We start from the raw sequence: 26,067 nt of genomic DNA on the forward strand, positions 1-26,067 counted from the left end.
ACTAAAATCGAAGAAAAAAGAAGAGACCGAAGTGTAGCTTTACGCTACAATTTTACAGCCTGATTCGCCGTTGAAAAAGTGGAAACATGTTTGTGAAACGGCTGGAAACTTCGAGTGAAATCTACAATCTATACCGTAAGCTCCTTGTACTGGAAATTTCACTGATAAATCAATTTTAGATGCTGTAACAGCATAAATATTTTTATCTATTAAGTAAGCACCATAAGCTATCAAAATTCCTAAACAAATAACTGTAACTGCATTTACCAAATTACGGTAAATTGTACGCTCATTTTCAAAATATTGATTGATTATATTTCCTGTATCTAAAGACAGTATTATTATTATTGCGATTATTGGGCTACCAATCAAATTTGATACTATATTGGCTAACAAATGATCCTCTGGATTTTTATAAACACAAAACAAAAAATCTGTAGCCATCAAGCATAAGAAAATAAGAAAAGTTAAATAAACCAACACTTTCTTGATCTTTTCACCTTTAAAGGCAAAATTTACTATTAACAGAAATGGGATTAAATACCATGGCCAGAAGTAAGCAGAAAACCATTCTATAAAATCAGCTTGATTGATTGTAATTACACCTTCATTCAAGGTGTCATATAGCTTTACTGATTCACTAGTAAAAATTTTAGTGAACATTGGTTGAATTACTTGACCTATACTCATAATGATAGAGAGTAGTATTGCTAGTGGAAGAGCTTTAATAATTTTATTCATAATTAAAAAAGCATATGTTTTCATACTTATACTCATTTATAATCCATAATCAAAAATTTTACTTTTTATACTTGATAACACTCGATTTTTTTCATAGAAATCAATAGCATTATAGAGGAAAAAGCTTTTTTGTGAGTTTATACCCATTATTCTGGCCTAATATAAAATATGAAGTTATTAAAAAAAAGATAAAATTCGTAATCACAAAAGGAATTACTATATGGGCATTACCATCGACAATATCGAAAACTATATGCATCTGTTCGATGGCACGAATATCAACTTTGGAAGTCCCTCCTATGCTGAACCTATCTATGCGGCTATGATTAGAGCTTATCAAAATGATGCTCACTTAGATATTACAACCGGAAGCGAATACATCCGAACGGTAATTTTGAACGATCACAAGCCAAATAAGACGTATAGCCCCGTTGAAAACATTGAAACGCACAATCGAGGACATGAAGCAATATGTAGCCACTTAACAGATGTTATGCTTCAAAACTTTACCACTCTATCCCAAGGTGATCGGAAAGAGTTAAAAAATTATTTGCAATATCTTTTTTCGGAGCTAATGAATAACGTCTCCGATCATTCACACTCTTCCGTCGGCGGTTACACAATGGCACAATACTTTACATCCAAGAAAAAAATACAATTTGTTGTTGCGGATCGTGGAGTAGGATTTTTAGAAAATATGCGTCTTAATTTCACGGATGTTGACAATGAATTTGAAGCCATACAAAAAGCATTAATAAAAGGAATTACCTCTACACGCGCTCGCATGTATGGTGCTCCCAAAAATGCCGGGTTTGGATTGTCAGCAATGTTTGAAATATTGAGAATGACCGGTGGGAGTTTCGTTATTATCTCCAATGACACACTTGTACGCTGTGACAAAGATGAAAATATAACATCTAAGAAACTATCGACCCCGTGGAAAGGCGTTGTCGTTGCATTTGAATTTTATCAATCATTCATTGCACATGATTTTGCAGATTTTCAACGTAGATTTTTAGTTGGGGATGTCCTCGAAGAAGATGAGGACTTTTTTTAAGCGGATTGACGCTCTTTAGAGTATTTGATAACAAAGTTAATAGTATCTTTGATACCTTGAGTTTCATTGACAAGTTTTACTTTGCCCCGGATGTATTCAATCCCGAAAGCACGAATAAAAATTCCAAAGAACTCATCGATAAATGATTGAGTAACTTGATCTACTCCCGCGAAATCGAGGGTTACTTCACCCTTTTGATCCAATACAGGCTTCATCTTTTCACGGATAATTTCACCTGCTCCGCGTGAACCGATAAACTCAAAACCGCCGGTTTCGTTTTTAACGTTGATAAGTATGTTTCCCATCTTTGTGTTCTTTCTATTTGTAAGGCATTTAGCCTAATGATTGCCGTTTCAAAACGGTCATATTTTGTGGTGCGGAATATTACCACACTTTTATCGTGCACTTGATAACACTATATCGTAATAGTGTCAATAATTTGTAATGGTTCAGCTTAATCTAACTATCGTATGCAAGTTTGTTTCTACCTGAGATATAGACAATCTTTGATTGAAAATAAGTAATTTAATATAAAAAAAATACTGATAGTCAAAAATTGTATCTTAATAAAACAAAACAAATTATAGTGTTGTATACTTTTTAAAAATGAAAGACAGATAAAATTACATATGCCTGGAATGACAAAAAGAAAATACGTTGGAGAAATTATGAGCTTTAATGAATCTCTAAAATCTCCACTAAATATTATTAAATCAGTATTACCATATAACTACAGCAAAGAAGATGTACTTACTCTATTTAAAGAACTATACCCTTATGAATGGGGGATAATTGAACAAAGATATAAACTTTATAAGGAAAAAGATGACTTTTTAGTAAAAGTTGGAAAAAAGAAAAGATACAAACCTATACAACCTCAATTCTATTTATATGGACTTCCAAAAGTAAAACATATGTTGTCTGAGGGACAAAGAAAGTTACATAGAGATAATTTTAATGAAGAACAACGTATAAAAAAAATAAAAATGCTTCAAGAAAAAACAAAATCTCGTATCTCAAAGTTAAGTAAAAAATTTGATGACGCTAAAGAACTTATTCAAGAGGTAGAACCTTTATATATTGATATTTTTATTAATGCATACCATAGAAAAGGTATAACTACTGAAGAAAAAATGGAAATAGCAAAAGAATTGCAAAAATATGAATGTGAAAAATCATTGGAATTTTTTTATAAATTGAATGATAGTGAGCGAAATAGCCAAATTAGAATAATGGCGTTTAAACATTTACAGAGCCTTGGACGATACGTTAAACTGCGAAAAGGTTTCAAAGGTAAAAAGAAATCGTATATGTCAGAAAAAACAAGTTTTGATATGAAGCCTTTAGATTTATTGCAACGAATAGAAAATGACTCAATTCAAAATAAAAAAACATTTGATTATTTTATATCACATAGCTTTTTAGATAATGGGTTAGTGAAAGAAATAATCAAATCTTTGAATCAATCACATCTTCATGTTTATTGTGATTGGTTTAATGATACTGATTTTTTGAAGAGACAATATGCAGGTGAGTACACAAAAATAGTTTTACAAAAGAGAATTCAGCAATCAAAGAAAGTATTATTCATTAGAACGAAAAATACAAATGATCCACAAAATAATTTCTTTTCAGAATGGGTTGAAATGGAAATTTTATATGCAAAAGAACTAAACAAAGAAATAGAATGTGTTGATATGATAAATGATGGAAATTGTGCATTTAAGATATTTGAAGATTATAAAAATCAATAAGGAGAATTAAATTTATGGCGTTGTTTAACTATGATGACCTAAACAGGAATAGCTATAGCACATTCTCAGAGTCTTATGACTCTCTAAATGCAAATAGACTGTTTAAATCAGCACATTCTGTCTATGTAAGTGACTCTGATAGTTTCGATATTTTTTTATCCCACAGTTATAATGACAGAGCGATAATACCGGCTTTAAAGCGTGAGCTTGAAAGCTTTGGATATAAGGTATATGTTGATTGGATTAATGACAGATTACTCAGTCGAGACAACGTAACAAAAGAAACAGCTCAAATACTACAAAAAAGAATGAAACAATCAAAAAGTCTGATTTATGCTACTTCTGAAAATTCTAGTACATCTAGATGGATGCCTTGGGAACTAGGGTATTTTGATGGGATTAAAGATAAGATGGTGGCAATTTTACCTATTAAAAAATATGGGAATGGATTCCAAGAGAATTTTAAAGGTGAAGAGTATCTAGGCCTGTATTACTATATTGATAAAGATGAAATATCTGGTAAAAATGAACAAGCTTTATGGGTAAGAGAAAGTTTGACAAAATATATCATCTTCAGTGGATGGCTGAATAATGGTTTGAAGCCTATCGAAAGGAACTAACAGATGGCTAGTATAGACAAAGAAAAAATCTTAATTGAAGAGATAAAACTAGTTCAAGATATTATTAAAAGAATGGCTAGTAATTCTTTTAACGTTAAAACTTGGGCTGTAACCTTAGTGGCTGCAACGCTTTTAATAAAAGGCAATAGCAATCATACATTTATAGCATTTATCCCTTTATTTGCATTTTGGTTTCTTGACGCATATTATTTACAACAAGAAAGATTGTATAGAGAATTACATAAATGGATTATCAAGTATAGAATGGATCATGATGATGATTTATTTAATATGAGTACTACGAAATTTAAAAATAATGTACAGTCAGTTGTAAGAATAATGTTTTCAATTAGCATATTTCCTTTTTATTTTGGCATTTTGATTTTATTAATTGCTTATATTTTTATAGCCAATACAGATCATATTAAATCATTTTTCGAGTGTATTCAATTTTGCTTGAATGGAGTTACTAATGGCAAGTAGGGTTTTCTTTAGTTTTCATTACCAAGATGTTATAGATTTTAGAGCCAATGTAGTTCGAAATCATGGGCAATTTAAATTAAATGCAGGAGAAGCCGGATATTTTGATTCTTCTATGTGGGAGAAGGCTAAAAAAGAAAGTAATTTGGCTTTAAAAAAACTAATCAATAATGGCTTGTCATACACATCTAACACTTGTGTATTAATTGGTTCAGAAACCTATAGCCGACGATGGGTTAGATATGAACTATTAAAAAGCTTGAAAAAAGGTAAACATATTTTTGGGGTTCATATTAATGGAATTAAGTGTAAAAACAGTGCGACAAAAGATTTAGGTAAAAATCCATTAGATTATATTGGGGTATATGCTACGGATAATAATTCATATGATTTAATTGAAAAAAAGGATGATGGGAAATGGTATTACTATACAGAAATAGACAGTAGTTCAAAAGTTACTACAAAACATACGTTGCCATTAAAAGAAAATATACCTTTGTCAAATTTTTTCTCCGTTTACAAGTGGAATGCAGATGATGGATATAATAATTTTAAAAATTGGGTTAAATAAATCGTAAATTAGTAGAATCTCTGAAAGAACATTGATCCCTGCTCTATACAGGGGTCAATGATAAAATCATATTATTCAAATACTTTTAATATCCACAATATAATGTGGAGCTATTGGATGCTGAACCCTACAAGTTCGAAAAAGATCGTTAGTCAATTTTTCATATAAAACTAACTGATTTTTGGGATCGATGTTTTTCTTGGAATATATTTCTCCATAGTCATCTGCTTCAAGGTATATGAGCGGAACTTTAACCGTCAAAACGATTTCTTCTCCGCCATGCACCCTTACGGCATTTTCTGAATAAACCCTATCCTCATTCGCCACAAAATGAACATAGTCTTTTTGATTTTTAGGACTCATTGCATCTAAGTTTGACGACTTTACACCAGATAATGAAACAGGCAACAAACCTTCTTTTTTTATTGATCGTAAGAGCGCTGAAGATGTGTAATGGCGTAAAAGGCAAAAATGATTTTGATAAAAGTCATCAAAGCTAAGATTATTATTCCATTCGAATCCCCTACCTCTTAAATCAATTATTTTTTCTTGCCGTTGCATGATACTTTTCATAGAATGATGGTTTCCGTATCCCATAGCTTTTGCAACCATATCAAGCAAGACTGTTCTTTTGATTTGTATTGAAGAAGAAATCAATCGGTGTAATTGACCATTTGAAACTTTGATGTCATCATAAGAGATTTCAAGACCAGTAAACGACTCTTGAATATACGTTTCTATGAGATGTTTTTCGATTAACGCATTTAGTTGCTTAGACAATGAATCTGCAAGTTGTGAGTGATGAATAATAAACATGATGTTGTCCTTGACAATTTGTGCAGGCATAATTAATCCAGATTTGTTCCCCTTACCTGTATTGCCTGTTTTGGTCAATACGACGACACCGACGAAACTTTTTAGCATACCAAAAATGGCGGGAACGCAAGCAAAGTTCTATAAAGCTTCAAAAAGCATACCAAATTTTTCTTTATTTGCCAAACATTTTTACAGATACTCTTATACGGGTTTACAATCCCATCCCTTTTTTCTCCCTCCTATCTCTTCATTTATAAGATACAAAAGTAAATGATAAAGTAGATAAGTTATTGAGAATTGATATATTCTAAAAAGACAGATACACAACGGCAAGCATGGTGAAAAGTTCACATCAAGAAAAAATTGTACGTTTGTATGGGCAAATGTACACCAAACATGTGGCAAAATATAATGCCAAATATTAAAAAAGCGAAGGAATTGCCATGAAAAGAGATTTAGACCTTCTTAGAGATATCATGATATATTTAGAGGAAAATTTAGCTCCGGGTGGAAATATCCAATCAAATGATATTTCACTTTATGACGGTAGTGATGAAGAGTATAAAAAACTTTCAGAGCACATAAAATTGCTAATTGAAGATGGCTTAATAGAGACATCAAAACCGGTGGTGATGAAAGGATTTGCTATCTTTATGATTTTTAGAATAACTTCCAAAGGACATGATTTTTTAGATGCACTTAGAAATGATACTGTTTGGAATAACACGAAAGAAAAAATGAAAGAAATTGGTGGCTTCACACTTGGTATAGCTCTAGATATAGCCAAAGGGTACATGGCAAAGCTGATCAATCAATAAGATGAGTTTAAAATGCTTAAGATAGAAGAATTAAAATTTTTAGTTAACTTTGCAACAGATGATATTGCCGATGTTATGTTTGAACAAGAGCAAGAACAAGAACGAGAAGAATATATATCAAGAAGAAAAAATGGCGAACTGACCGCAGAAGAGATACAAGCGGAAAGTCTGTGGAGTGAGGATGAAAAAGCCTATTATGAAGAAAATGAAAATCTATCCGATGAAGACCGCGTTTTAGATTATCTAAAAGATGAGGATTTATCAATAGAACTATTAAATGGTTCAACTGCTATTATAGAGAATAAAAACAAGCAGTTAAATATACAGTTCTCTGTGAACAACAAGAAGTACAAAGTAACTTTTGTAGAGTTTATGGATCGTGACATTTTTTTTGAAGTAGTTAACCTATTCAAACAACCTAAACAAGTCACATTAAGTAATGTGTCACCACAAATCGGTGGAATTATTGATATAAATTTTGGTATTAAATTTAATATTCAGCTAATGAACTAAAAGTTTACTCTCATCAACTTCTGTAAAACTACTCAGGTTACATTCTAACAAAGAGGCTTACCATTAGCCTCATTACTGTAAGATACAAGTGATTATATCTGAACACTTGATAGGTAAAAAACAACAGGAAACTTGATTGATCTAACAGCTACAATCCCATCCCCTTTTTCTCCGACCGATTCTGCCCAATCTCTCTATTCTTGTCATTTACTACGTGTAGCTTCAATCCCATTGCTTTGTTCAACTCACCCACCCGCTCTTTAAACTCATCGCTCCCTTGGATCACAAGTGCGCTCATCGTCCCGAATTTGATCTTGGCCAAGTCCATAAACTCCCGGAGAGCTTTTTCACTTTTATCGTAAACGAATTTCAACGATCGCCCGGCATCGATGATCTTGCCGCCGTCGATTTTGTAGAAGATGTCACCGTTTTTCGATACGTGCGGTTTTTGTCCCGGTAGTGTTCGTAAATATTGGTTCTCACGTTCTCCATCCTTGAGGATCAATGCATTAACGCTCGGATCATTGGTTGATTTTCTGCGTAAAATATTGAGTGCTTCTAAATCACGGTTTGCGGCTCTATCGGTCAAGTAATCGGTATAGGTCTTAAACTCGTTATCTTTGTATATCTTCGATCGCTCACCGGTGAATTGATCCTTGAGGGATTTAAACTCTTTGGCGCGTTCTTCACCTAGTATCCGGTACGCTTCACGCTTCACCCGGTTGTTTAACGTCGGATTGTTTTTAAGCTCCTCTCGCCGCCGGCCATAATCGTCTTTTAGCTCTTTAAATGCTTTTTCACTTTTACTCGAGAGCGTTTCAAGTAGCTCTTTTTTGGTGGTGCGTTTCTCTTTGGTTTCTTTTTGGTATTCATCCCATAAAGAGGACTTTTTCGCACCGAATTTGGTCACTGCCGGTTCATCGATCCGGGAGGGTTTGAACTCACCGAAACGCTTCGTTAAATTGCCTTTAGACAATCCACGGTCAACGTCAGAGGCTTTGACGAATAATGACCGGTCTTTGTCTGAAATGACGATCCCGGCTCCGCGCTCTCGTAGCTCAAGGTTGTATTTGTTTAAAGTCTTTTGCAAGTCCTCAAGGGATTTGGTTTCATCTTTTAAAATCTCCTTGATCTCGCCGGCAACGTCCTCTTTGATCCATGATAAAAAGCTCGTTACGCCGGAATGAATCTCTTTGTCTTTGATGTGTACCGGTTCCCGGTCTTTTGGTAAGTGATTGGTTCGTTTGAGGTTGTATTTTTCCTCAAGCTCGATCGCTTTGTTTTGGAGAGTGTACATATCCCGGAACGGGTCTTTGATCGTAAATGTTTCGGGATCGATCCGGTTGATGGCAATGTGCATATGTAGATTGTTCGTATTGTCATGGATCACGCTAAGACGTTGGTGATTTTGCATCCCTAGCGATTTTACAAACTCTTCCTCTATAGCTCTCATCATCTCAAGGGATGGATTTTCATCCTCGACGAATGAAACGATCATGTGAAAGGTTTTATCACCTTTTGATAACGTATTAAGAGCTTGAGTCACTTCGATCTCTCTAATGCTCAAGGGTATATCATCAGCAAAATTACAATTCGTAAATTGATGATCCCGGGCTTTTTCTCCCTCGTTCTTAACGTCCATAATATAGTCGGCCAAACCGCCGAAACTCCCCCCGCCCTCTTTCCGTATTTTTGCTACTTTTTTAACGATCATGACTCACTCCTTTGAAACGAGTTTTTTAGCGCATAGAGTTAAGAAGTCTTGTGATTCTTTGATCTGCGCCAATAGATTAATAACTTCCCTCTCATCCAATCCCGGTTTTCTGCTCTCGTTATTCAACCACATTTTGAGCAACCCACCGATCCGGCCAAGGTCTGCCCGGCTATCAGATAATTCTTTAAAAGCCCACTTATCCACTTTGGAGTTAACCGGATAATTCAACGATAGACTGCGGAGAAATTCGGACGGTAGAATCCCGTACATTTTTGCCCTTTCGGTGATCTCCGCCAACTCCGATTCGTTGACCCGGACACTAATTTTTTTACCTCTAAATTCTTCTTTCGATAGTTTTGCTCTTCCCATTTTTGACCTTTCCCTTTCCAACGTCGAACGCGAAGCGTGAGTAAGTTCAAGATGATAATGTGTACTTTTTGCTTGCAAAATGTGCGGCATTATCCTATCTTGTCCTGAGATTCAACCGTATTTTGTAACATTTTACGCAACTGATCTCCCCCTTTTTCATGCAATTGCGTATAAGTGCGCATAAATGCGGAAAATTGCGCAAATTTGCGTAAAAATGCCTAAAATTGCGTATTTTTGCGGGTTATTTCGGTTTTGTTTATCCCATGTTATAATCCGGATTTTTCCGGATTTTTCCGTACTGTTTAACCCCAAATAGAGAAATCCGCAAAAGTACGTTTTAATCCGGATTAATACGAAAATATACGCATTAATCCGGTTTTATAAATACCTTTTTTTGTCAAGTATAGTAAATGACAAGAGTGATAAAATAGTTCCATCTAAATACCATTTTGAGGTCTGAACATGGAACACCAAAAAGAGATTGACGAACCGAGCCACATGGGCGGAGGTGACCCCCTCCTATTGAGAATCGTTATGACGATTTTGATGCCCGTTTTTTGGATTCTTGATAAACTAAAACATGGCTACAAAAGTTAATAGTTAGACTAATTCTTGTCATTTACTATACCTTTCTTTTTTAGCCATATTCTCTTATTTCGGGAATCTTATTTGCCCCTATTTTTAGCTTTTTATAAATTCGATCATGGCTACAAAGTTTAATAGTTCATCGATTGAATCATTAAGCCGCCGATTCATTTGATTCGTAATAGGCATTAATACGTTCGACAATTCTCAATCCAACGATTTTGCCGCCCTCTTCGACCGGCTCGATACAAAGTCGGTGATCCGTTTTTGCATTGATCTCTTCAATACCGGGCGCATACGTTAATACGGCGTCCGTGTACTCATCCGTCTCATCGATCGGGATCATCATTGAGAAACTATCCGGTTGTTCTATGATCGCGTCGAATATCTCCAATGCACCTAAATCACTCAACCCCGCTTTGATCCAATCGTGACAGATCAATACCTTGTAATGTTCAACGATCAACCGGTGAAACACATGGTTCAATACGATCGTAAACGTCTCAAAACTCTGCGGAGCACTCACCGAAGCAAACGGTGAGAATCTTGTCATTTTATCCGCTTCTCTTAGCTCCATCTCGAAATTAAGCTGTCCCACAATGTCGAATAACTGACTAATAGGAGTACCTTTTCGAGGATCATTGTTAAACTCGAATTTTTGTTGATACCGGGCGGCGTACTCATCCCCCTCGGATACCATCTCAAAATCGATCACCCGCTTGAGTGTTTCAGCATCAATTGTAAATTCTGTTTGTTCAGGATCAACCAAGAGCCGTTCCCGAAAATAGACCACAAGAGCATAAAACGCCAACCGCTCCCACTCTCCCATAGTTCTGTCAAAGATTTCATAATTTGGATTAAATAAGAGTGTCATTACTTACCCTTTATTGTAAGCTGCTTGTTGGGCATCTTCTTCGTTGCGAGTCGCATTAACAGCGTTTTGGGCTTGAGTTTTCTCGCTTTTGTCCGCGAGGTCTTTTCTGAATTTATCTCTTGTGGTTCCGATCGAATCAGTTGAGTTTTTGAACGCCATACGTCCACCCATTGTTCCGCCGTGATTTTCTCCGGACATAGAGCGTTTAAAATCATCTTTGAAAGCTGATTTGAGATTCTTCATCGTTGAAGCCGAGGAATCACCCCCGGCTCTTTGCTCTTTAGCAAGATTAGAGGCGGCTTTGACCGCCGCGCCCATTCCGGCCGCACCTTTTGCGGCTCCCATTGCACCGGCGGCCATACCACCGGCAACAGCCGCCGCCGTTCCAAGCCCGGCGGTCGAGGTTTGAGCGACAGTACCGGAAAAAAGGGCTTCGACGATCCCCGACGACATATGAACAACGGAAGCCATTACGATCGACATGATAATCATCACAAAAATTGAGCCGTTGTCATTATCGACGTGCGCCGCGAAATCGTGCATCATCGTAATGGATAGGCCAAGAAAAAGCTTTAATAGTAAAATCTCCGCACCGACCTTAATGTTTGCAAAAATGGGGTTATACGCCATTTGTCGCGTTTGGGTTAACCCCGCCAATGAAAATACAAGCGGAGCAAGTGCCAACATTACATAAGATTTTATATACGCCATAATCAGATGAGCCGCCATCAAACCAAATGCAATTAAAATAATTATCGCGCTGAAAAAAAGTGTGATCGAATCTATCAAATGATAAACCGAAAGCCCCTCCATTAAGGAAAGAACGATTTTTAGCGCATTCGCAATAATATTATCGGGGTCAACTGTTTCACCCGATGCTTGATCCCCAAGTTTCGCAAATGAATCCGGGATTGTCGCAAGCCAATCCGAGTATTGAAAGAGCATCATAAAAAATCCGATAATGAGCGTCTTTTGAATCAGCGGAGGGATAAAATCGCTAAAATCGACTTTTCCGCTCATGGCGATTTTTCCGAATTCAATGACCAAATCTATCGTTATAAGCGCACCAAATACCCACATAGCCGCAGGAACGATTACCGAACGCCAATGTGTACTTGCCGCTTCAAAGGACGCTAAAAGCGTGTCTCCGTGACTTGCCGCCGGGTCAATCGCTCCATACAGAAAACCCGGGAGCAATAGTCCAAAAAAAATAATGAGCCGCTTCATAGCAACTACCGCCAGTTTTCATAACGTTTGGTGTTTCCAGGACGATCAATATCCGGTTCACCTTGTGTTTGCTTACGCTCTTTGAACCCATCGTTACGATCATCACCGCAACCGGTGAAATTCAAAACCATAGCGGCCAATACCGCGCTCAAAATAACCTTTTTCATTGTGAATCTCCTACTATTTTTAAAATGTAAATGGGATCAACAGTAATACATGACTACAGTGAACAACAACAAAGCCGGGAAAACAATCTTGAAGATCAATAAAGGTGAAGCAGGGGTACGTTTCAAACGCTCCCATCTCGATGCTTCCTTAACCTCAATTACTCTTTGATTTATCGGATCAAATTTGAATGACATAGGTTACCGCCAGTTTTCATACCGGCGAGTATTGCCCGCCCGATTAGTATTAGGTATCGTGTATTGTTGGCGACGTTCAGATAACGCACGTTGCGCCGTTTCTTTGTCATTTGTCGCCGCCATGTATGACGCTTGTGTTGATGCTTGCGTCATTAACGTGTACTGCAATTTTTTCAATGTGTCGGTTTGATGAAGTGCGATTTCATTGGCCGCCTGAATTGCTTTTAGCTGTCCGTCAGCAGATCGTGATTGACTTTGCAACATATTCATCGTTGCCTCATCCGAAGTGAGGGCGTTCATCTGAGTGTTGAGGGCTTTGAGCGTACCGTTAGTGCTGTCGCGCGTGCTTTGATTTATGTTTCTGTATTGTTGCGTGAACGAAGATGTCCGAGCATCGAGCGATTGCGCGGCCGATGCTTCATAACTTGTGTACCCTTTGTATTTTTCAGCAAATTGTGAATCGAGGTTTGCCGCCGCGAAACTCACGGCTTGGCCTTGCTGAACAATGTTTTTTAAGCTCATCACATCATTTGCGAATTTTTGCCATACGGTCGCCGGGAGCATTTGAAGATTTTGAACCATCATTTGCGTTTGCTGTATGTGATTCGTCAAACTTTCCAATTGAGTTTGGTATTGCTGAACTTGTTTTGCATACTGATTTACAAGCTGTATGTTGTTCAAAATTTGCGTAGGCTCGGATGCTCCGGCGATACCGCCCCCACCCGCAAGAACAACTTGAGGCGTTGACGCGAGAAGCAACGCGGCCAAGACTAAGGTTTTAGTGTTTGTTTTCATCTTTTGTTCCTTCAAACAAGATTTTGTACTCAGTCGAAAAATTCTGACTAAGTTGAAATGACATTTTTTTTAGACCATTCTTTCGCATGTGGTCATAAATTGCATTTTCATATTTCTGCCTCATTGCTTCTAGCACTTTGACATCTTCGCCTTGACCCAAGCTCTCAAGATGTTTGATCGGAGTTTTCAAATATGATTCAATCCGACTACACATTTCAAGCGTTTTTTTGTTCATTCATTTCCTCCTCAAGATAATCGAAAATATTTGCAAAGCCATGACTTTGCAAACCTGCTTGAATTTGCTCACCCCGTTCTCTAGTCAGTTTTGATCGACGATTACGGATATTTGTAATCGTTCTAGTTCCACCAGAGAGAATTTCTTTAACAAGTGCCTCGCGGTACTTGTTAAAATCACCCCCTCGCTCCCTAGCGATCGAATTGATTCCATCGATAACGATTTGACGGGACAACTCCTCAATGTTTTCGGGAAGTCCCGAATAGGGATTAGGAGTTGTGACGATCTCACAACCAACCAACTCATCTTCTTTCAAAATTGGAGGAGATGAAGAGGATGAAGTATTTATTCTCTTTGAGTATTTTTTAGACTGAGTATTATTAAGTGCGCTGTTTTTACCGCTACGGTTTTTTACCGATGCGGGTTTTTGCCGTTGCGGTGATTTTTTCACCTTGCACTCTTCAAAACTCCCTATTTTCTGATATTTTGTTGGATAGATAGAAAAGATTTTTGCACCAAACTCTCCTTTTTCTCCTCGATTTTGCCCACCGTCATCAATCCAACCTGTCGTGCTCAATTCCGCAATAACTTTGCGTAGTGTCGGTATAGAAATTAACAGTGCATCCGCAATATCTTTCATCTTAAATTTCCAATCATCGGGCTTGACTGCTAGGTAGCAAAACAACGCTCTTGCTGTAGCCGATAATTCTCTATCTTCGATCAGCGCATTAGGAATTTGCGCAAACTCGCTTTTTAAGTGATTTCTTAAATGATTTTGAGACATATCACACTTCCGCAGTACAAATCATGCTGTTTTCATGCATCGTTGGACATATTCATCAAGTTCCGATTTTTTTAGTACAGTAACCTTTGGTGAAAGCTTGTAAGAGACTAGTACCCCCTTCTTTAATAATTGATACAGCCCACTCTCGCTCATTGACAAATACCGCGAAGCAGCTCGCGGACGCAATAGAGAATCAGAATACAGTTCTTTTGACTCCGGCGACTTTTGAATAATTTGAGCACTGTTGTCTACATTCTCAAAATCGATTCCTTTTGATTGAAGCGATTTTGAAAGATAAGTACTATTTTTCATGTGTATCCCCCAAAGTGTTGTTTTTAGCAGAACGGATATTCGAGTTGATATAGGCCTCAATCCATTCTTTTTTATAAACACAATGCCGACCAACTCTTGTATAAGTAATTTTCCGGAGCATCCTCAAATTTCTAAGAGTTGTCTTCGATATTTTTGGCAATTGGTCTATACCTTTTTCGACTTCATCTGACGTATAGTATTTTTCTTCCATGCATACATCCATTGACTTTTAGTATAATATACTTACTTTTAAAGTATATATTTGAATATTACTATAAAATACTTACTGTGTCAAGATATTACTCATTTTTTTGATACAATCACAATAAAGTAAGCATTTTATACATATGGAGCATTTACTTGATACAAACTATTTTAAAAATTATGGATATATCAAAACCAAGCTACTATGTTTGGAAGAGGCAAGGTAGACCTATTTTCAAATTATTGGAAACTTATTTTTCGAAAGAAGAGCTTCAGGAGTTTTTAGACACTGGAAAGATATCGAAGTTCGAGACGCTTGAAGATTTCAAAATGTTATTGCAAAGATCGAAATTAGACTATCTCGGCTTTGTAACCAAACATTTGAAACACTCAAATAAATTTGATTTTTTCACAGATTTCTATTACCGCTTTTTAGTTTATATAGATAAGATTCGGCATAGTCCAAAAGAATCGGATATCGAATATCAAAACATCTTTCAGCTCAATGACTCTCTACCAAGTTTTCTTATCAATAATAGTTTTACTCATTTAAACGAGGTAGAAATACACCAACTTCAATATAAAATCCGTCTAATCAATGGAATGGATCAAAACACGACCAATCTTATTCTGTTAAGTATCTCCAATGATTTTCAATCTCTAATTCAGCAAACAAACGGCCAAATATCAGATGCGTTCAGAAAAGATGGAGTCATTCATTCGCTCATGTTTTGTATTTACAAATATCATCCAACCCTTGATTATGGAGAGAAAATTAAGTTGCTTAGTAAGGTTCTCGGTACGGATGAGTCCACAGTATTTGAAGTATTTGAAAAAATTACATGGAAAATGATCGAAGCTGAGTATGGCAAGACTGTTGATTCAATAAAAATTTACAAGTGAAATAAAAACGGTTGATTTATTTTGTCACTTTTCCGTTGACGTTTTCACTTTATCCAAAAAATCCGCCCACCAATTCATTAATTTAACCCGACTTTGCCAATACTCGGCTCGATTGTACGCCGCTCGAACTTTATTTTTGGGTTCATGAGCAGTACATTTTTCAATAACATCACTATTAAAACCATGTACTTCAATATTCTCTTCCGCTAAAGTAGTAAACATCGCTCTGAACCCATGAGGAACAATCTCTTCTTTAGAATACCCCAAACGAAACAATGCCATTCGTAATGTATTCTCACTTAATTTACTATTACCTGTACGTGATGTACTAAAGCAAAATTGCCCTTTACCAGTTAGTTTTTTTAATTCTCTGAGAATATCAATCACTTGAGGAACCAGAGGAACCAAATGTTCCCGATTCATTTTCATCTTTTTGGCGGGGATCGTTAAGATAGCTTTATCTAAATCTACTTCGCTCCATTCCATTTTTGCAATATTACCTGGTCGTAAAGCAAGATAAGGCATTATCTGCAAAGCACAACGAACCGTGTATGTACCATTATAAATATCGATAGCTCGAAGTAAGTTGCCAATCTCTTTTGGATCAGTAATCGTAGGATAGGGTTGTTTTACAGCCGGTTTTAAAGTCCATTTCGGACTTATATCGACGGCGATGTTTCTTTCACATCGATGATTCGCTACCGCATACTGATAGACCTGAGAAACGATATTGTAAACCCTATGCGCTTCCTCAATCGCTCCTCGATCTTGAATGCGGGTAAGATAAACTAAAATATCATCACGCTTGATTTCGCTCATTCGCATATCCCCGATGAAAGGAATGATATTTAACTTTAAACGTCCCCACTGTTTGTTAAAGTGACCTTCGCTGATTTTTCCTCGAATCAATTCAAAGTAATCAGCCGCACATTTCTCAAATGTGTTTTGGCTATCTTGTTCCTCTGCTTGTTTAATCATCTTTAGCTCTTTTTTCTCCCGGATCGGATCGGTGCCTTTGGAAACTTTTGATTTGAGTTCATCACGTTTCGCTCTTGCATCCTTGAGAGAAACGGCCGGGTATATTCCGGCGGTCGTTTGTTTCGCTTTACCGTCAATTGTATAGCGTATCTCCCAAAACTTTCTTCCATCCGGTGTAATCGTAAGCTGTAAACCGTTACCGTCCGAAATACTATACTTCTTCTCTTTTGGCTTCACGTTTCTAATTTCTGTATCGGTGAGTGGGCTTACTTTTCGATTGGCCATCGTAGCTTTCTCTTTTATGTAGTTATTTTATACTCTTCTAAACAACATTGTGAGCTAACTACATTTAAAACCACATTAATTTTGTGGATATACTGAAATTACATAAAAGGAACTAAAAGGAATAATACGAAACAAATCCCTATTCTATGGGGTTTTATTGGAGGGATAGAGGGTATATGAAAGGATATAAAAGTAAAGAGATGGTGGAGGCGTCCGGGATTGAACCGGAGTCCTAAACCAAGGAAGTAAAGGCGTCTACATGCTTAGTAACGTTGTTTGTTTTTCAGATGACTATCACACAACGTGCAAAGCTACATCATCCAATTCTCTAAATTCATTCAAGTCCGAGACATTCCAAGAATATAGCTATCACAGGGGTTATACGCCAAGCCCTTCCAGTTATAGCATAGGAAGGTAGCGCAGTCCTAAAGTTTAATTAAACTTACGCTACAGCGTAAGCAGGACGGTAATTAGTGTTGTTTGCGTTTAAGCAAGTGTGAGCCGTATAACGGAGCTGCTCAGTCCGGCGATGCAACCTAAACCTTCTTGATCCAGTCGAAGCCATGTCGCCCCCACGTGGATAACCGAAGTTATAAGCGTATTATACCTAAAGCCGCGTAAATGAAAGGGTGGTTTTTTACACTACCGAATGGTTATAACAAAACCGTATTCACGTTCTCTGAACGACAATGAATCTTCTTGAGGAACTCTGAAATCGTACGGTAGAGTTTTGGCTTGCGGATAGGTTTGTATACTCATCGTCACATCCGCATCGAAATTAAAGTTGTTAAGGGTTTCGCCAATTCCATAGGCAATATCTCCCAGAGGGTCCAAGATAAAATAGCTGATAGTGCCCAATGTTTTTGAACCGAATACTACTCCCCCCGCCTGATCCAATTTTTTCTGAAGGGTAAACATCTGTTCGCCTAAAATTGATCCCAATAAAGGGGTGAAGATAAGATCCTGAATCGAGGGGATCTCGGCAAAACTCTCATAGCCGTATTCCCAAAAGAAGGTGGACATCAAGGTGGAGAACGCTGCCGATTCACCGATCGTCATCCCGTCATTTCGTGCCAAGCTGTAATAAAAAGCACCGGAGATCGGATGCCCGATGTAGTTGATCATCCAGTTATCATTGTCCCAAACAGGTGTCGTTGAAACGTTATCTTTCCACCGTTGCGCGAGGGAACGTTCTTTTAGTTTTTCAGCATTCCAGTTGGTAATACTATCAGGCAATATAGCCAAAAATCCGATCGATGAAATCATAAGGAACTGGAGAGAGACCGAATCTCCGATCAGGTTTTTATATCGAGGTGGAAGCTCATCATTGACATTAATATAGTACGGAACATAATCCGGAGATCGGTTTTCATAAAAAGGTTCTGGGATTGAAGGTAACGAGTCTGGTCGCGAGGTATCCGAGAGAGTGGTTTCGGATTGTTCTTTTTTTAACTCATCATAAAGAGTGTCGTCCGCAGAAGCGCTCAGTGTGACGAAAAGTAAAAAAGCAATCCACCGAGACATTATTTATCTACTGACACTCCGTCAACACTATGCATTGATAAGAGATTTGATGTTGCGAGTTATTTCACAGCATTTAGCGATTTTTTGAGTGTTGGAAAGGCTATCGTCCAAAAGGACATTAACGATCGCCGAACCGACAATAACCCCGTCTGCCCCCTGCACTTTTTCACGCGCACTCTGTTCGTTGACACCGAAGCCGACATAGACGGGGGTCTGCGTGTGACGTTTTATCATCTCTAAAACCGGAGCCAAATCTTCCGCTTTGCCGCTTCCGGTAATCCCTGCATACGCAACAAGATAGACAAATTTACGCGCCTCCGCCGTGATGGTCGCGATACGCGCTTCACCGTCCGTCGGAGCGACAAATGTAATATTGGCCAAACCACGATCTTCAAAAAGGCTATGATAGTTTTTGGCCTCTTCGTATGGTACATCCGGAATAATCAAACCGTTTACGCCGATACTTTTAGCCTTGTCGAGCAATCTTTCCATACCGTATTGGTAAAACGGGTTGAAATACCCCATCCATAAAGTATCGATTTTCGGGGCGATAGCTTCGGAGATATCTAAAAGATCGGAAAAACGGAATCCCGCTTCGAGGGCTCGCTGATTTGCTGCTTCGATTACGGGACCGTCGGCAACAGGGTCGGAAAACGGTACTCCGAGTTCAAGGGTATCAACACCGTTTTCACCGAGAGCCAAGGCTAAATCGATTGTAAAATTTTTGTCAGGGTATCCTGCAGTAATGTAAGCTACGAGTTGCTTCACGCTTTCTCCATATCGGGTAAAATTAAAAGGGTAAAATGGATTTTAGAGAGTTCATTATCCATCTTGAAATCTTCTTGCCATTGCATAAACATATCAGAGACGCTGATTAGCCACGTAATGGTCTCTTCATTCACAACTTTATCTCGGGTTCTAAGCTGTTCAAGTGCATCTTCCACAAATGTCGATAAACGAACCATTGGTTGAATTTGTAAATAGCCGGAAGCCGATTTAATGTTATGAAAAATACGGAAAAGCTCTTCAATACTGCGATGACAACGTTCTTCGTTACCTAAATCGATAATCAAAGATTCCATTACCTCTGTCATCATCGCGTAATGATCTAAAAATTCGTCAATGATTTCAAAGTCGAAATTGGCTTCCAGAGCACTCCGTATCCCCATAATGAACTCTCCTATAATGGGTGAATTATATCGAGCTTTTCATTAATCATGTACTTTAAAGTGTCATGCAATATCTTTGAGAGGGAAATTTTGGGTAAACTATCTCCATTAATACATAATGAGAGTTTAGACAACAATGAAAAAGCTGACAATCGGTTCGATTCAAAAATGCAAAAGTGCTCGTAAGCTCGTAATGATTACCGCGTATGATGCCATTTTTGCCCGTCTTTTGTCTGAGAGTGCCGACATTCTCCTCGTCGGAGACAGCCTCAATATGAGCTTCGGCGGCAATCCCGACACACTGAGCATCACGATGGATCAAATGATTTATCATACCAATGCCGTCTGTAAAGGGGCGCCGAACACCTTTGTTATTACCGATATGCCCTTTGGAAGCTATATCGATGAAGTAACCGCTTTTTCAAACGCAATGAAGGTCTACCGAGAAACTTCAGCTGACGCGGTCAAAATCGAAGGAGGGGCGGATAAAGCCCATCTGGTACACCATCTCACCTCTAACGGAATCGCAGTGTGCGGACATATCGGGCTGTTACCCCAAGCCGTTCGGGCTGAAGGGGGATATAAAGTCAAAGGTAAAACCGAAGACGAAGCCCTATCACTGATCGCTGACGCTCAAGCGCTGGAAAAAGCAGGAGCCTTTATCCTCGTCATCGAAGGGGTAAAAGCGGACGTCGCAACACGAGTAGCGATGAGTGTTTCCATTCCCATCATCGGAATCGGCGCGGGCAACGGGGTAGACGGTCAAGTGCTGGTCTTTTCCGATATGTTGGGGCTCTATGAGCCGTTCGTACCGAAATTTGTCAAACAATATATGAACGGCGCGGCGGCGGTCAAAGAAGCTGCTGCTAACTACAAAACCGAAGTACAAAATAGAGGATTTCCAAGTGATGAATATATCTATTAAACTTTTATTCATATTCATTCTCTTAATATTGGAAGGGTGCTCAAGTAAAAGTGTAAAATCCTACTCCTATGACCAGCCTTATAATGGACGTCCCTGCATGTTTACCGACACTGTAGATTATCAAAAATGCATCAATAATTCCGATGTGAACCCTTCGCTGATAGGAAGATATTAAAACCAATGGAACGCATAGTCGAAATCGAAAAATTTAACGCCGAAGAAGTTACTGAAACCTCACTGCGTCCAAGTGCTTGGGATGACTATATCGGTCAAGAACAGATCAAAAAGAATCTGGGAGTCTTTATCGAAGCCAGCAGCAAACGCCGCGAAGCGCTCGATCACGTCCTTTTTTACGGCCCTCCGGGGTTGGGTAAAACAACTCTTGCCCTTATCATCGCTAACGAGATGGGAAGTAATATCAAAGTCACTGCCGCCCCAATGATCGAGAAAAGCGGTGATCTCGCCGCGATCCTCACGAACCTCGAAGAGGGAGATATCCTCTTTATCGATGAGATACACCGACTATCGCCTGCGGTCGAAGAGATTCTTTACCCTTCGATGGAAGATTTCCGCCTTGACATCATCATCGGCTCCGGTCCTGCGGCACAAACGGTCAAAATTGATCTCCCCCGCTTTACCCTTATCGGTGCGACGACCCGTGCCGGGATGCTTTCAAACCCTCTGCGCGATCGTTTCGGGATGAATTTTCGGATGCAGTTTTATACCCCTGATGAGCTGTGTATTATCATCACTCAAGCCGCTACAAAATTGGGCAAAAGCATCGATAAACAAGCAGCGCATGAAATCGCCAAACGCTCTCGAGGAACTCCCCGTATAGCCTTGCGCCTCTTAAAACGGGTTCGGGATTTTGCCGACGTTGCCAACGAAAATACCATTTTACATGAACGTTCCCGCTATGCTCTCGATCAACTGGGGATCAATGCCAACGGATTTGATGAGATGGATATACGTCTGTTGAAACTGCTGATGGAGGCCAAAGGACGTGCGATGGGTCTGAGTACGATTGCCGCCGCTCTCAGTGAAGATGAAGGGACGATCGAAGATGTATTAGAACCTTACCTTCTTGCCAACGGCTATTTGGAGCGTACGGCTCGCGGACGTTTGGCTACCCCTAAAACCTATGAATTGCTAAAATTCGGTATTCCTCAGAATGCGCTATTTGACTAAAGGGACAGGATGAAAAAAGAGCATTTTACCCTGATACTGTTGCTCATAGTATCGTATGCAATATATCGGCTGTATGAACCGTTTTGGATGAGTATCATCGTCGCAATCCTTCTAGCCATCTCGACCCACCATATCCAAATGGGTTTTATTACCCTTACGCGAAGCCGCTTATGGGGATCAACATTATCAACGCTTCTCCTGGCATTGCTCTTTTTCGCACCGCTTGGCTATTTTTTATTCCATTTTTCCCTTATGCTTCAACATCTCGATCCGACCACCCTCTCAACCATAGATCTCAAGCTCCGCAGCTGGGTAAGCCATCTTCCCCCTGCCCTCTCTCGTATCGAGCCCAAAATAGAAGCTTCATTAGCCGGATTCAATCCCGCTGAACTCAGTCAGCACATCCTTGGATATGCCACACTTATCGGAAGTTTTGCAATGTCATTTCTCTCGGGAGCCATTTTTATTTTGATTTTTTATTTTATTGCGCTCTATTACGGGAGTAATATTTTTGAATTTTTCAAACGTTCCGCCCACTTTCCGCAACAAGAGAGTACTTTGATTATGTTTGAAATGCGTTCGGCAATGAGCGTCGTTTTTTACTCGATTTTAGCCACGGCGGTATTTGAGGGGGCATTATTCGGGATTGCCATCCAATACATGGGCTACAACGGTCTGCTGTTTGGAATCATGTACGGCTTCGCTTCCCTCATCCCCGTGGTGGGTGGGGTCATTATGTGGCTTCCGTTCACTCTCTTTGAATTCTCATTGGGAGATAGTGAAAATGCCATTTTCATCGCGCTTTATACCATTATTGTCATCTCTGTGATCGCCGATACGTTTATCAAACCGGTCATTATCAAAGTAATTAACCAAAAATTGATCAAGCCCCAAGAAAAAATCAACGAACTCATCATTTTCTTCTCGATCATCGCAGGGCTCTCCACTTTCGGATTTTGGGGAATGATTATCGGACCGGCTATTACGGTACTGTTTTTGACCCTCTTACGAATCACCGAAACGCAAAATGAAGACTCCTTTCATTAACATTATTAACATTCTATTGTTATGCTGTTATGGGTAAGGAGATATGATACTAAGATAAAATACCCACAACGGAGAAACCCTATGAAAAAGATTCTAAGTATCGCACTGATCCTCGGTGCAACAGCATTAATGGCCTGTCCAATGCAATATGGCGGAATGATGGGCGGTCAAGGAATGATGAAATGTGACTGCAATACATCTAAACTTCCTAAACCGTTTGAAAAATTGGGTCTTAGCGATGACCAAAAAGCTCAAATTCAAAAACTTCGTGAAGAAGGAAAAGAGTTCCATAACCAACAACACGAAAAAATGATGGCGGTACTCACTCCTGAACAACGCAAAACATTTGAAGCCAATGCTCCTAAAATGTGTCAAAAAGGCGATATGAAAGGGATGAAAGGTGATATGAAGGGGATGAAAATGGGTGAAGGCAAAATGGGCGGTATGAACTGCAAAGCGTGCGATAAAAAGTAATTTTGCATGATAAAAATCCTCCTGATTGAAGACGACCTCGAAATCTCGGATCTGCTCACGCAGTATCTGAGCCGTTATCAGATGGAGGTGATTTCATATGCCCATCCCAAGGCGGCATTAGCCTCTTTAGGAATCGAATCCTACGACTTGGTATTACTCGATCTTACCCTCCCCGATATGGATGGGTTAGATGTGTGCAAAGCGCTTCGTGAGCGCAGTGATATCCCCATCATTATCTCTTCGGCTCGGAGTGATTTGGGAGACAAGGTCATCGCATTGGAACTCGGTGCCGATGATTACCTCCCCAAGCCCTATGAGCCCAGAGAGCTCGTTGCTCGGATTCAAAGTCTTCTTCGCCGAATCAATGGAAAAACGATTCAGGCCAGCAGTGATACTTTTCGGGTTGATGAAAACGGTATTTATAAAGAGGGAGAGCTTCTCCCCCTCACCCGCGCCGAATTCGAACTTCTGAGTCTACTGATCAAACACCGACGCCAAATCATCTCTCGTGATTTTATCGCTAACAACGTCGAATCGATCGGCTGGGAGAGCAGTGAACGAAGTATCGATGTCCTTATCAGCCGAATCCGCCAAAAAGTCGAAACGAATCCCAAACACCCTACTCTCATCCGCTCTATTCGGGGTATGGGATATCAATTTACCCTATGATTTCACGCCGTCACTCCGTTTTTTTTAAACTCCACGCTTTCTTTGCTTTAGCCCTTATTGTCTTATCATTACTCTTTATTTCAGCACTAAATGAGCAAAAAGAGCAAAAATTTCATCTTCTTGCCCATAGGTCGATGGAGCTCTCACGTATCCTTGAAGAATCGTCCATCCGAAGCTGTATGGAACAGAACAAAGAACTCCAAGAAGCGGGATTTAAACCTATTGATACCTTGTCACCCCGCTGTGAACCGATCCCGATACCTCCGCCAATGCGCTCTAAACTCCGGTCACGTAATGTAAAAGTCACTATCTACAAAGATAATGACGGATTCGTGTATGCCTTATCACGTGAACACTGTACCATGTATTATCGGGATACCGCCGAAGAACCGACCTACTATTTCGTCTGGTTTTTGTTTTGTGCTCTGATGGGAGGGTTGGTGAGTATGTATCTGTTGCTCTGGAGCAATCTCAACCCCCTGAAACATCTCTATGAGCAAATACAGCGCTACGGTGAAGGGGAAGAGATTATCGATATCCACAGCAACGGAAAAGATGAAATCGCTCTCATCTCCAATGCTCTTAATGATGCATTGGAAAAACAAAACAGACTCAAAAAATCGCGCGAACTTTTTTTACGCAATATTATGCATGAACTCAAAACCCCGATTACCAAAGGGAAACTCATCGTCGAACTCGAAGAGCCAAGCCCTAACCGTAACCTACTCTCCAAACTCTTCTCACGGCTCGAACATCTGATCCGTCAAATGGCCGATATCGAGAAAATGCACGCATTTTCATTAGCTAAAACTCCGCAGAGTCTAGATACAATGATTAAAAGCGCACTCGATAACTTGATGATTGGAAGAGAAAATGTTCATTTGAGTGGATGTGAGCAAATCATGACCGTCGATGAAGCACTCTTTACCAGCGCACTCCAAAACCTGATTGATAATGCGGTGCGGCATGCATCCTCACTGCCGATAGAGATAGCCTGCAATACTGAAACAATATGCATCCGAAACAGCGGTGAACCGTTGAAACGTCCGGTTGCAGAAGCGTTGCAGGCATTTGTCACCGAACGGGGAGATGGGGGATTAGGATTAGGGCTTTACATCGCCCAATCGGTATGTGATCTACACCGATTTAATCTGGAATATCGTTATGAAGAAGGGATACACTATTTCTGTATCCGTTTTGCGTAAGCTCCCCGTTCGTCCTGAGATTGTCGAACCATTATCCTTCGACAAGCTCACCATGAACGTCGCTTAAAATAAACCCACAACATAGCTGAAACTCCCGCCATCGCAAAACTCAATGCCATTCCCAGTGTCATCCATTGACCGACGATGTAGCCGATCTGCGCGTCTGGAGCGCGGTAAAATTCGACCATTCCCCTCCCGATTCCGTACAAAAACCCATAAAGTAAAATCAGCTCGCCTTCAAACGCTTTACGATGGCGATACGTATAAATAATCACAAAGACTACAATCCCTTCGACAAATGCCTCATACAGCTGTGAGGGGTGACGTAGGGTGTCATAGACATAAATCCCCCAGGTCACGTCGGTAACGCGTCCCACGAGTTCTTGGTTCAGGAAATTGCCGATCCGTCCGAACACGTATCCTAACGGAACCGATACCGCCACCAAATCCATTAAGCGACCAAAAGGGATGCCGTGACGGCGATGATACAAATACGAACCGATCAAAAAGCCCAGTATCGCCCCGTGAAAACTCATCCCCCGAATTCCGACGAATTGCCCGTCGATAAACGGATTGAAAATCTGCCAAGGCTGCGTGAGATAATACATCGTATGGGTGTCATAAAAGAGGATATAGCCTAATCGCGCCCCGAGGATAACCCCTATTTCGGCATATACGAAATAATCATCGAGCTGTTCTTTCGTGATCGAAATACCGTCTTTTTTTACAATCCATTTTGCAATCACGAGGGCTGAGAGGAGTGCAAGGACGTACATCAGTCCGTACCAGTGGACGGGAATGGAAAAAATGTTGAACGCTACGGGGTTGAAATGCTCGTAAATGTGGTTCCAAAATTCCATTGTATCCCT

General features: G+C 39.4%; 33 protein-coding genes and 1 other RNA gene. 15 read left to right on the plus strand and 19 right to left on the minus strand.

Annotation, left to right across the window (positions count from 1 at the left end; genetic code table 11):
- Positions 1-39 precede the first annotated feature (39 nt).
- Positions 40-765: a hypothetical protein gene (locus PHI47_RS03400; RefSeq protein ID WP_299933774.1), complete on the minus strand. Its 726-nt coding sequence runs from the start codon at positions 763-765 to the stop codon at positions 40-42.
- Between the two features lie 196 nt (positions 766-961).
- On the opposite strand from PHI47_RS03400, the gene PHI47_RS03405 reads away from it, so the two are divergent.
- Entirely contained in the window at positions 962-1,798 is an 837-nt protein-coding gene (locus tag PHI47_RS03405) for a hypothetical protein (protein ID WP_299933776.1), read from the plus strand.
- Here PHI47_RS03405 and PHI47_RS03410 read toward each other — a convergent pair.
- Positions 1,795-2,103, minus strand: coding sequence for an STAS-like domain-containing protein (locus tag PHI47_RS03410; RefSeq protein ID WP_299933778.1), 309 nt, complete (start codon positions 2,101-2,103; stop codon positions 1,795-1,797). The two genes, PHI47_RS03405 and PHI47_RS03410, sit on opposite strands and share 4 nt — an antisense overlap.
- A 324-nt stretch (positions 2,104-2,427) precedes the next feature.
- Between PHI47_RS03410 and PHI47_RS03415 the strand changes: the two genes are divergently transcribed.
- From PHI47_RS03415 to PHI47_RS03430, 4 genes are read left to right on the plus strand one after another with little or no spacing between them, the layout of a single operon-like run.
- Positions 2,428-3,552: a hypothetical protein gene (locus tag PHI47_RS03415; protein ID WP_299933779.1), complete on the plus strand. Its 1,125-nt coding sequence runs from the start codon at positions 2,428-2,430 to the stop codon at positions 3,550-3,552.
- A gap of 14 nt (positions 3,553-3,566) precedes the next feature.
- Positions 3,567-4,172 (plus strand): toll/interleukin-1 receptor domain-containing protein, encoded by a 606-nt coding sequence (locus PHI47_RS03420; protein ID WP_299933781.1) that lies wholly within the window; start codon positions 3,567-3,569, stop codon positions 4,170-4,172.
- 3 nt (positions 4,173-4,175) lie between these two features.
- Positions 4,176-4,655, plus strand: coding sequence for a hypothetical protein (locus tag PHI47_RS03425; protein ID WP_299933783.1), 480 nt, complete (start codon positions 4,176-4,178; stop codon positions 4,653-4,655).
- The gene (locus PHI47_RS03430) at positions 4,645-5,223 is read left to right on the plus strand and encodes a TIR domain-containing protein (protein WP_299933785.1); all 579 of its coding nucleotides are present in this window, start codon (positions 4,645-4,647) and stop codon (positions 5,221-5,223) included. The genes PHI47_RS03425 and PHI47_RS03430 overlap by 11 nt, the downstream gene beginning before the upstream one ends.
- A gap of 75 nt (positions 5,224-5,298) precedes the next feature.
- On the opposite strand, the gene PHI47_RS03435 is transcribed toward PHI47_RS03430, so the two are convergent.
- Positions 5,299-6,147, minus strand: coding sequence for a hypothetical protein (locus tag PHI47_RS03435; protein WP_299933787.1), 849 nt, complete (start codon positions 6,145-6,147; stop codon positions 5,299-5,301).
- Between the two features lie 335 nt (positions 6,148-6,482).
- On the opposite strand from PHI47_RS03435, the gene PHI47_RS03440 reads away from it, so the two are divergent.
- The gene (locus tag PHI47_RS03440; protein ID WP_299933789.1) at positions 6,483-6,857 is read left to right on the plus strand and encodes a DUF2513 domain-containing protein; all 375 of its coding nucleotides are present in this window, start codon (positions 6,483-6,485) and stop codon (positions 6,855-6,857) included.
- A gap of 12 nt (positions 6,858-6,869) precedes the next feature.
- A complete protein-coding gene (locus tag PHI47_RS03445; RefSeq protein WP_299933791.1) occupies positions 6,870-7,370 on the plus strand; it encodes a hypothetical protein in 501 nt (166 codons plus the stop codon).
- 148 nt (positions 7,371-7,518) lie between these two features.
- On the opposite strand, the gene traI is transcribed toward PHI47_RS03445, so the two are convergent.
- Entirely contained in the window at positions 7,519-9,084 is a 1,566-nt protein-coding gene (traI, locus tag PHI47_RS03450) for a TraI/MobA(P) family conjugative relaxase (RefSeq protein ID WP_299933793.1), read from the minus strand.
- A gap of 3 nt (positions 9,085-9,087) precedes the next feature.
- Positions 9,088-9,543: a DNA transfer protein gene (locus PHI47_RS03455; RefSeq protein ID WP_299933795.1), complete on the minus strand. Its 456-nt coding sequence runs from the start codon at positions 9,541-9,543 to the stop codon at positions 9,088-9,090.
- Positions 9,544-9,915: 372 nt separating this feature from the next.
- Between PHI47_RS03455 and PHI47_RS03460 the strand changes: the two genes are divergently transcribed.
- Complete coding sequence (locus PHI47_RS03460; RefSeq protein WP_299933797.1) at positions 9,916-10,050, plus strand: hypothetical protein; 135 nt, start codon at positions 9,916-9,918, stop codon at positions 10,048-10,050.
- Between the two features lie 142 nt (positions 10,051-10,192).
- Here the strand turns inward: PHI47_RS03460 and PHI47_RS03465 are convergent, their stop codons facing one another.
- The 8 genes from PHI47_RS03465 to PHI47_RS03500 all read right to left on the minus strand — a co-directional run bounded on the left by PHI47_RS03465 (position 10,193) and on the right by PHI47_RS03500 (position 14,838).
- Complete coding sequence (locus PHI47_RS03465) at positions 10,193-10,912, minus strand: hypothetical protein (protein WP_299933799.1); 720 nt, start codon at positions 10,910-10,912, stop codon at positions 10,193-10,195.
- Positions 10,913-10,915: 3 nt separating this feature from the next.
- Entirely contained in the window at positions 10,916-12,139 is a 1,224-nt protein-coding gene (gene trbL / locus PHI47_RS03470) for a P-type conjugative transfer protein TrbL (RefSeq protein WP_299933801.1), read from the minus strand.
- Between the two features lie 5 nt (positions 12,140-12,144).
- A complete protein-coding gene (locus PHI47_RS03475) occupies positions 12,145-12,306 on the minus strand; it encodes a hypothetical protein (RefSeq protein WP_299933803.1) in 162 nt (53 codons plus the stop codon).
- A gap of 198 nt (positions 12,307-12,504) precedes the next feature.
- Positions 12,505-13,296 carry a P-type conjugative transfer protein TrbJ gene (gene trbJ / locus PHI47_RS03480; protein WP_299933805.1) on the minus strand — a complete coding sequence of 264 codons (792 nt, stop codon included), beginning with the start codon at positions 13,294-13,296 and terminating at the stop codon, positions 12,505-12,507.
- Positions 13,280-13,531 carry a hypothetical protein gene (locus PHI47_RS03485; RefSeq protein ID WP_299933807.1) on the minus strand — a complete coding sequence of 84 codons (252 nt, stop codon included), beginning with the start codon at positions 13,529-13,531 and terminating at the stop codon, positions 13,280-13,282. Before PHI47_RS03485 ends, trbJ begins: the two co-directional genes overlap by 17 nt.
- A complete protein-coding gene (locus tag PHI47_RS03490) occupies positions 13,512-14,315 on the minus strand; it encodes a helix-turn-helix domain-containing protein (RefSeq protein WP_299933809.1) in 804 nt (267 codons plus the stop codon). The genes PHI47_RS03485 and PHI47_RS03490 overlap by 20 nt, the downstream gene beginning before the upstream one ends.
- A gap of 21 nt (positions 14,316-14,336) precedes the next feature.
- Positions 14,337-14,627 carry a helix-turn-helix domain-containing protein gene (locus PHI47_RS03495; RefSeq protein ID WP_299933811.1) on the minus strand — a complete coding sequence of 97 codons (291 nt, stop codon included), beginning with the start codon at positions 14,625-14,627 and terminating at the stop codon, positions 14,337-14,339.
- Positions 14,617-14,838 (minus strand): hypothetical protein, encoded by a 222-nt coding sequence (locus PHI47_RS03500; protein WP_299933814.1) that lies wholly within the window; start codon positions 14,836-14,838, stop codon positions 14,617-14,619. Before PHI47_RS03500 ends, PHI47_RS03495 begins: the two co-directional genes overlap by 11 nt.
- Positions 14,839-14,987: 149 nt before the next feature.
- Between PHI47_RS03500 and PHI47_RS03505 the strand changes: the two genes are divergently transcribed.
- A complete protein-coding gene (locus tag PHI47_RS03505) occupies positions 14,988-15,734 on the plus strand; it encodes a hypothetical protein (protein ID WP_299933816.1) in 747 nt (248 codons plus the stop codon).
- Positions 15,735-15,758: 24 nt separating this feature from the next.
- On the opposite strand, the gene PHI47_RS03510 is transcribed toward PHI47_RS03505, so the two are convergent.
- The 5 genes from PHI47_RS03510 to PHI47_RS03530 form a co-directional block, all read right to left on the minus strand.
- Positions 15,759-16,997 carry an integrase arm-type DNA-binding domain-containing protein gene (locus PHI47_RS03510; protein ID WP_299933818.1) on the minus strand — a complete coding sequence of 413 codons (1,239 nt, stop codon included), beginning with the start codon at positions 16,995-16,997 and terminating at the stop codon, positions 15,759-15,761.
- Between the two features lie 201 nt (positions 16,998-17,198).
- Positions 17,199-17,571: a transfer-messenger RNA gene (gene ssrA, locus PHI47_RS03515) on the minus strand.
- Positions 17,572-17,639: 68 nt separating this feature from the next.
- On the minus strand, positions 17,640-18,521 hold the full coding sequence (locus tag PHI47_RS03520) for a DUF3943 domain-containing protein (protein ID WP_299933820.1): 882 nt from the start codon (positions 18,519-18,521) through the stop codon (positions 17,640-17,642).
- 27 nt (positions 18,522-18,548) lie between these two features.
- Positions 18,549-19,289 carry a tryptophan synthase subunit alpha gene (trpA, locus tag PHI47_RS03525; protein ID WP_299933822.1) on the minus strand — a complete coding sequence of 247 codons (741 nt, stop codon included), beginning with the start codon at positions 19,287-19,289 and terminating at the stop codon, positions 18,549-18,551.
- Positions 19,286-19,690: an Hpt domain-containing protein gene (locus tag PHI47_RS03530; protein ID WP_299933824.1), complete on the minus strand. Its 405-nt coding sequence runs from the start codon at positions 19,688-19,690 to the stop codon at positions 19,286-19,288. The genes trpA and PHI47_RS03530 overlap by 4 nt, the downstream gene beginning before the upstream one ends.
- 136 nt (positions 19,691-19,826) lie before the next feature.
- Here PHI47_RS03530 and panB point away from each other — a divergent pair, with 136 nt between their 5' ends.
- From panB to PHI47_RS03560, 6 genes are all read left to right on the plus strand, one after another.
- Complete coding sequence (panB, locus tag PHI47_RS03535) at positions 19,827-20,615, plus strand: 3-methyl-2-oxobutanoate hydroxymethyltransferase (protein ID WP_299933826.1); 789 nt, start codon at positions 19,827-19,829, stop codon at positions 20,613-20,615.
- A 180-nt stretch (positions 20,616-20,795) separates the two neighbouring features.
- Complete coding sequence (gene ruvB / locus PHI47_RS03540; RefSeq protein WP_299933828.1) at positions 20,796-21,803, plus strand: Holliday junction branch migration DNA helicase RuvB; 1,008 nt, start codon at positions 20,796-20,798, stop codon at positions 21,801-21,803.
- 9 nt (positions 21,804-21,812) lie between these two features.
- A complete protein-coding gene (locus PHI47_RS03545) occupies positions 21,813-22,850 on the plus strand; it encodes an AI-2E family transporter (protein WP_299933830.1) in 1,038 nt (345 codons plus the stop codon).
- A gap of 81 nt (positions 22,851-22,931) precedes the next feature.
- Positions 22,932-23,324, plus strand: a complete 393-nt coding sequence (locus PHI47_RS03550; protein WP_299933832.1) for a hypothetical protein — start codon at positions 22,932-22,934, stop codon at positions 23,322-23,324.
- Between the two features lie 6 nt (positions 23,325-23,330).
- The gene (locus tag PHI47_RS03555; protein ID WP_299933834.1) at positions 23,331-23,993 is read left to right on the plus strand and encodes a response regulator transcription factor; all 663 of its coding nucleotides are present in this window, start codon (positions 23,331-23,333) and stop codon (positions 23,991-23,993) included.
- Positions 23,990-25,198 carry an ArsS family sensor histidine kinase gene (locus PHI47_RS03560; RefSeq protein ID WP_299933836.1) on the plus strand — a complete coding sequence of 403 codons (1,209 nt, stop codon included), beginning with the start codon at positions 23,990-23,992 and terminating at the stop codon, positions 25,196-25,198. Before PHI47_RS03555 ends, PHI47_RS03560 begins: the two co-directional genes overlap by 4 nt.
- A 47-nt stretch (positions 25,199-25,245) precedes the next feature.
- Here PHI47_RS03560 and lgt read toward each other — a convergent pair whose 3' ends face one another.
- Positions 25,246-26,058 (minus strand): prolipoprotein diacylglyceryl transferase, encoded by an 813-nt coding sequence (lgt, locus tag PHI47_RS03565; protein WP_299933838.1) that lies wholly within the window; start codon positions 26,056-26,058, stop codon positions 25,246-25,248.
- Positions 26,059-26,067 lie beyond the last annotated feature (9 nt).

The sequence above is a fragment of the Sulfuricurvum sp. genome, assembly GCF_028713855.1.
Lineage (GTDB): Bacteria > Campylobacterota > Campylobacteria > Campylobacterales > Sulfurimonadaceae > Sulfuricurvum.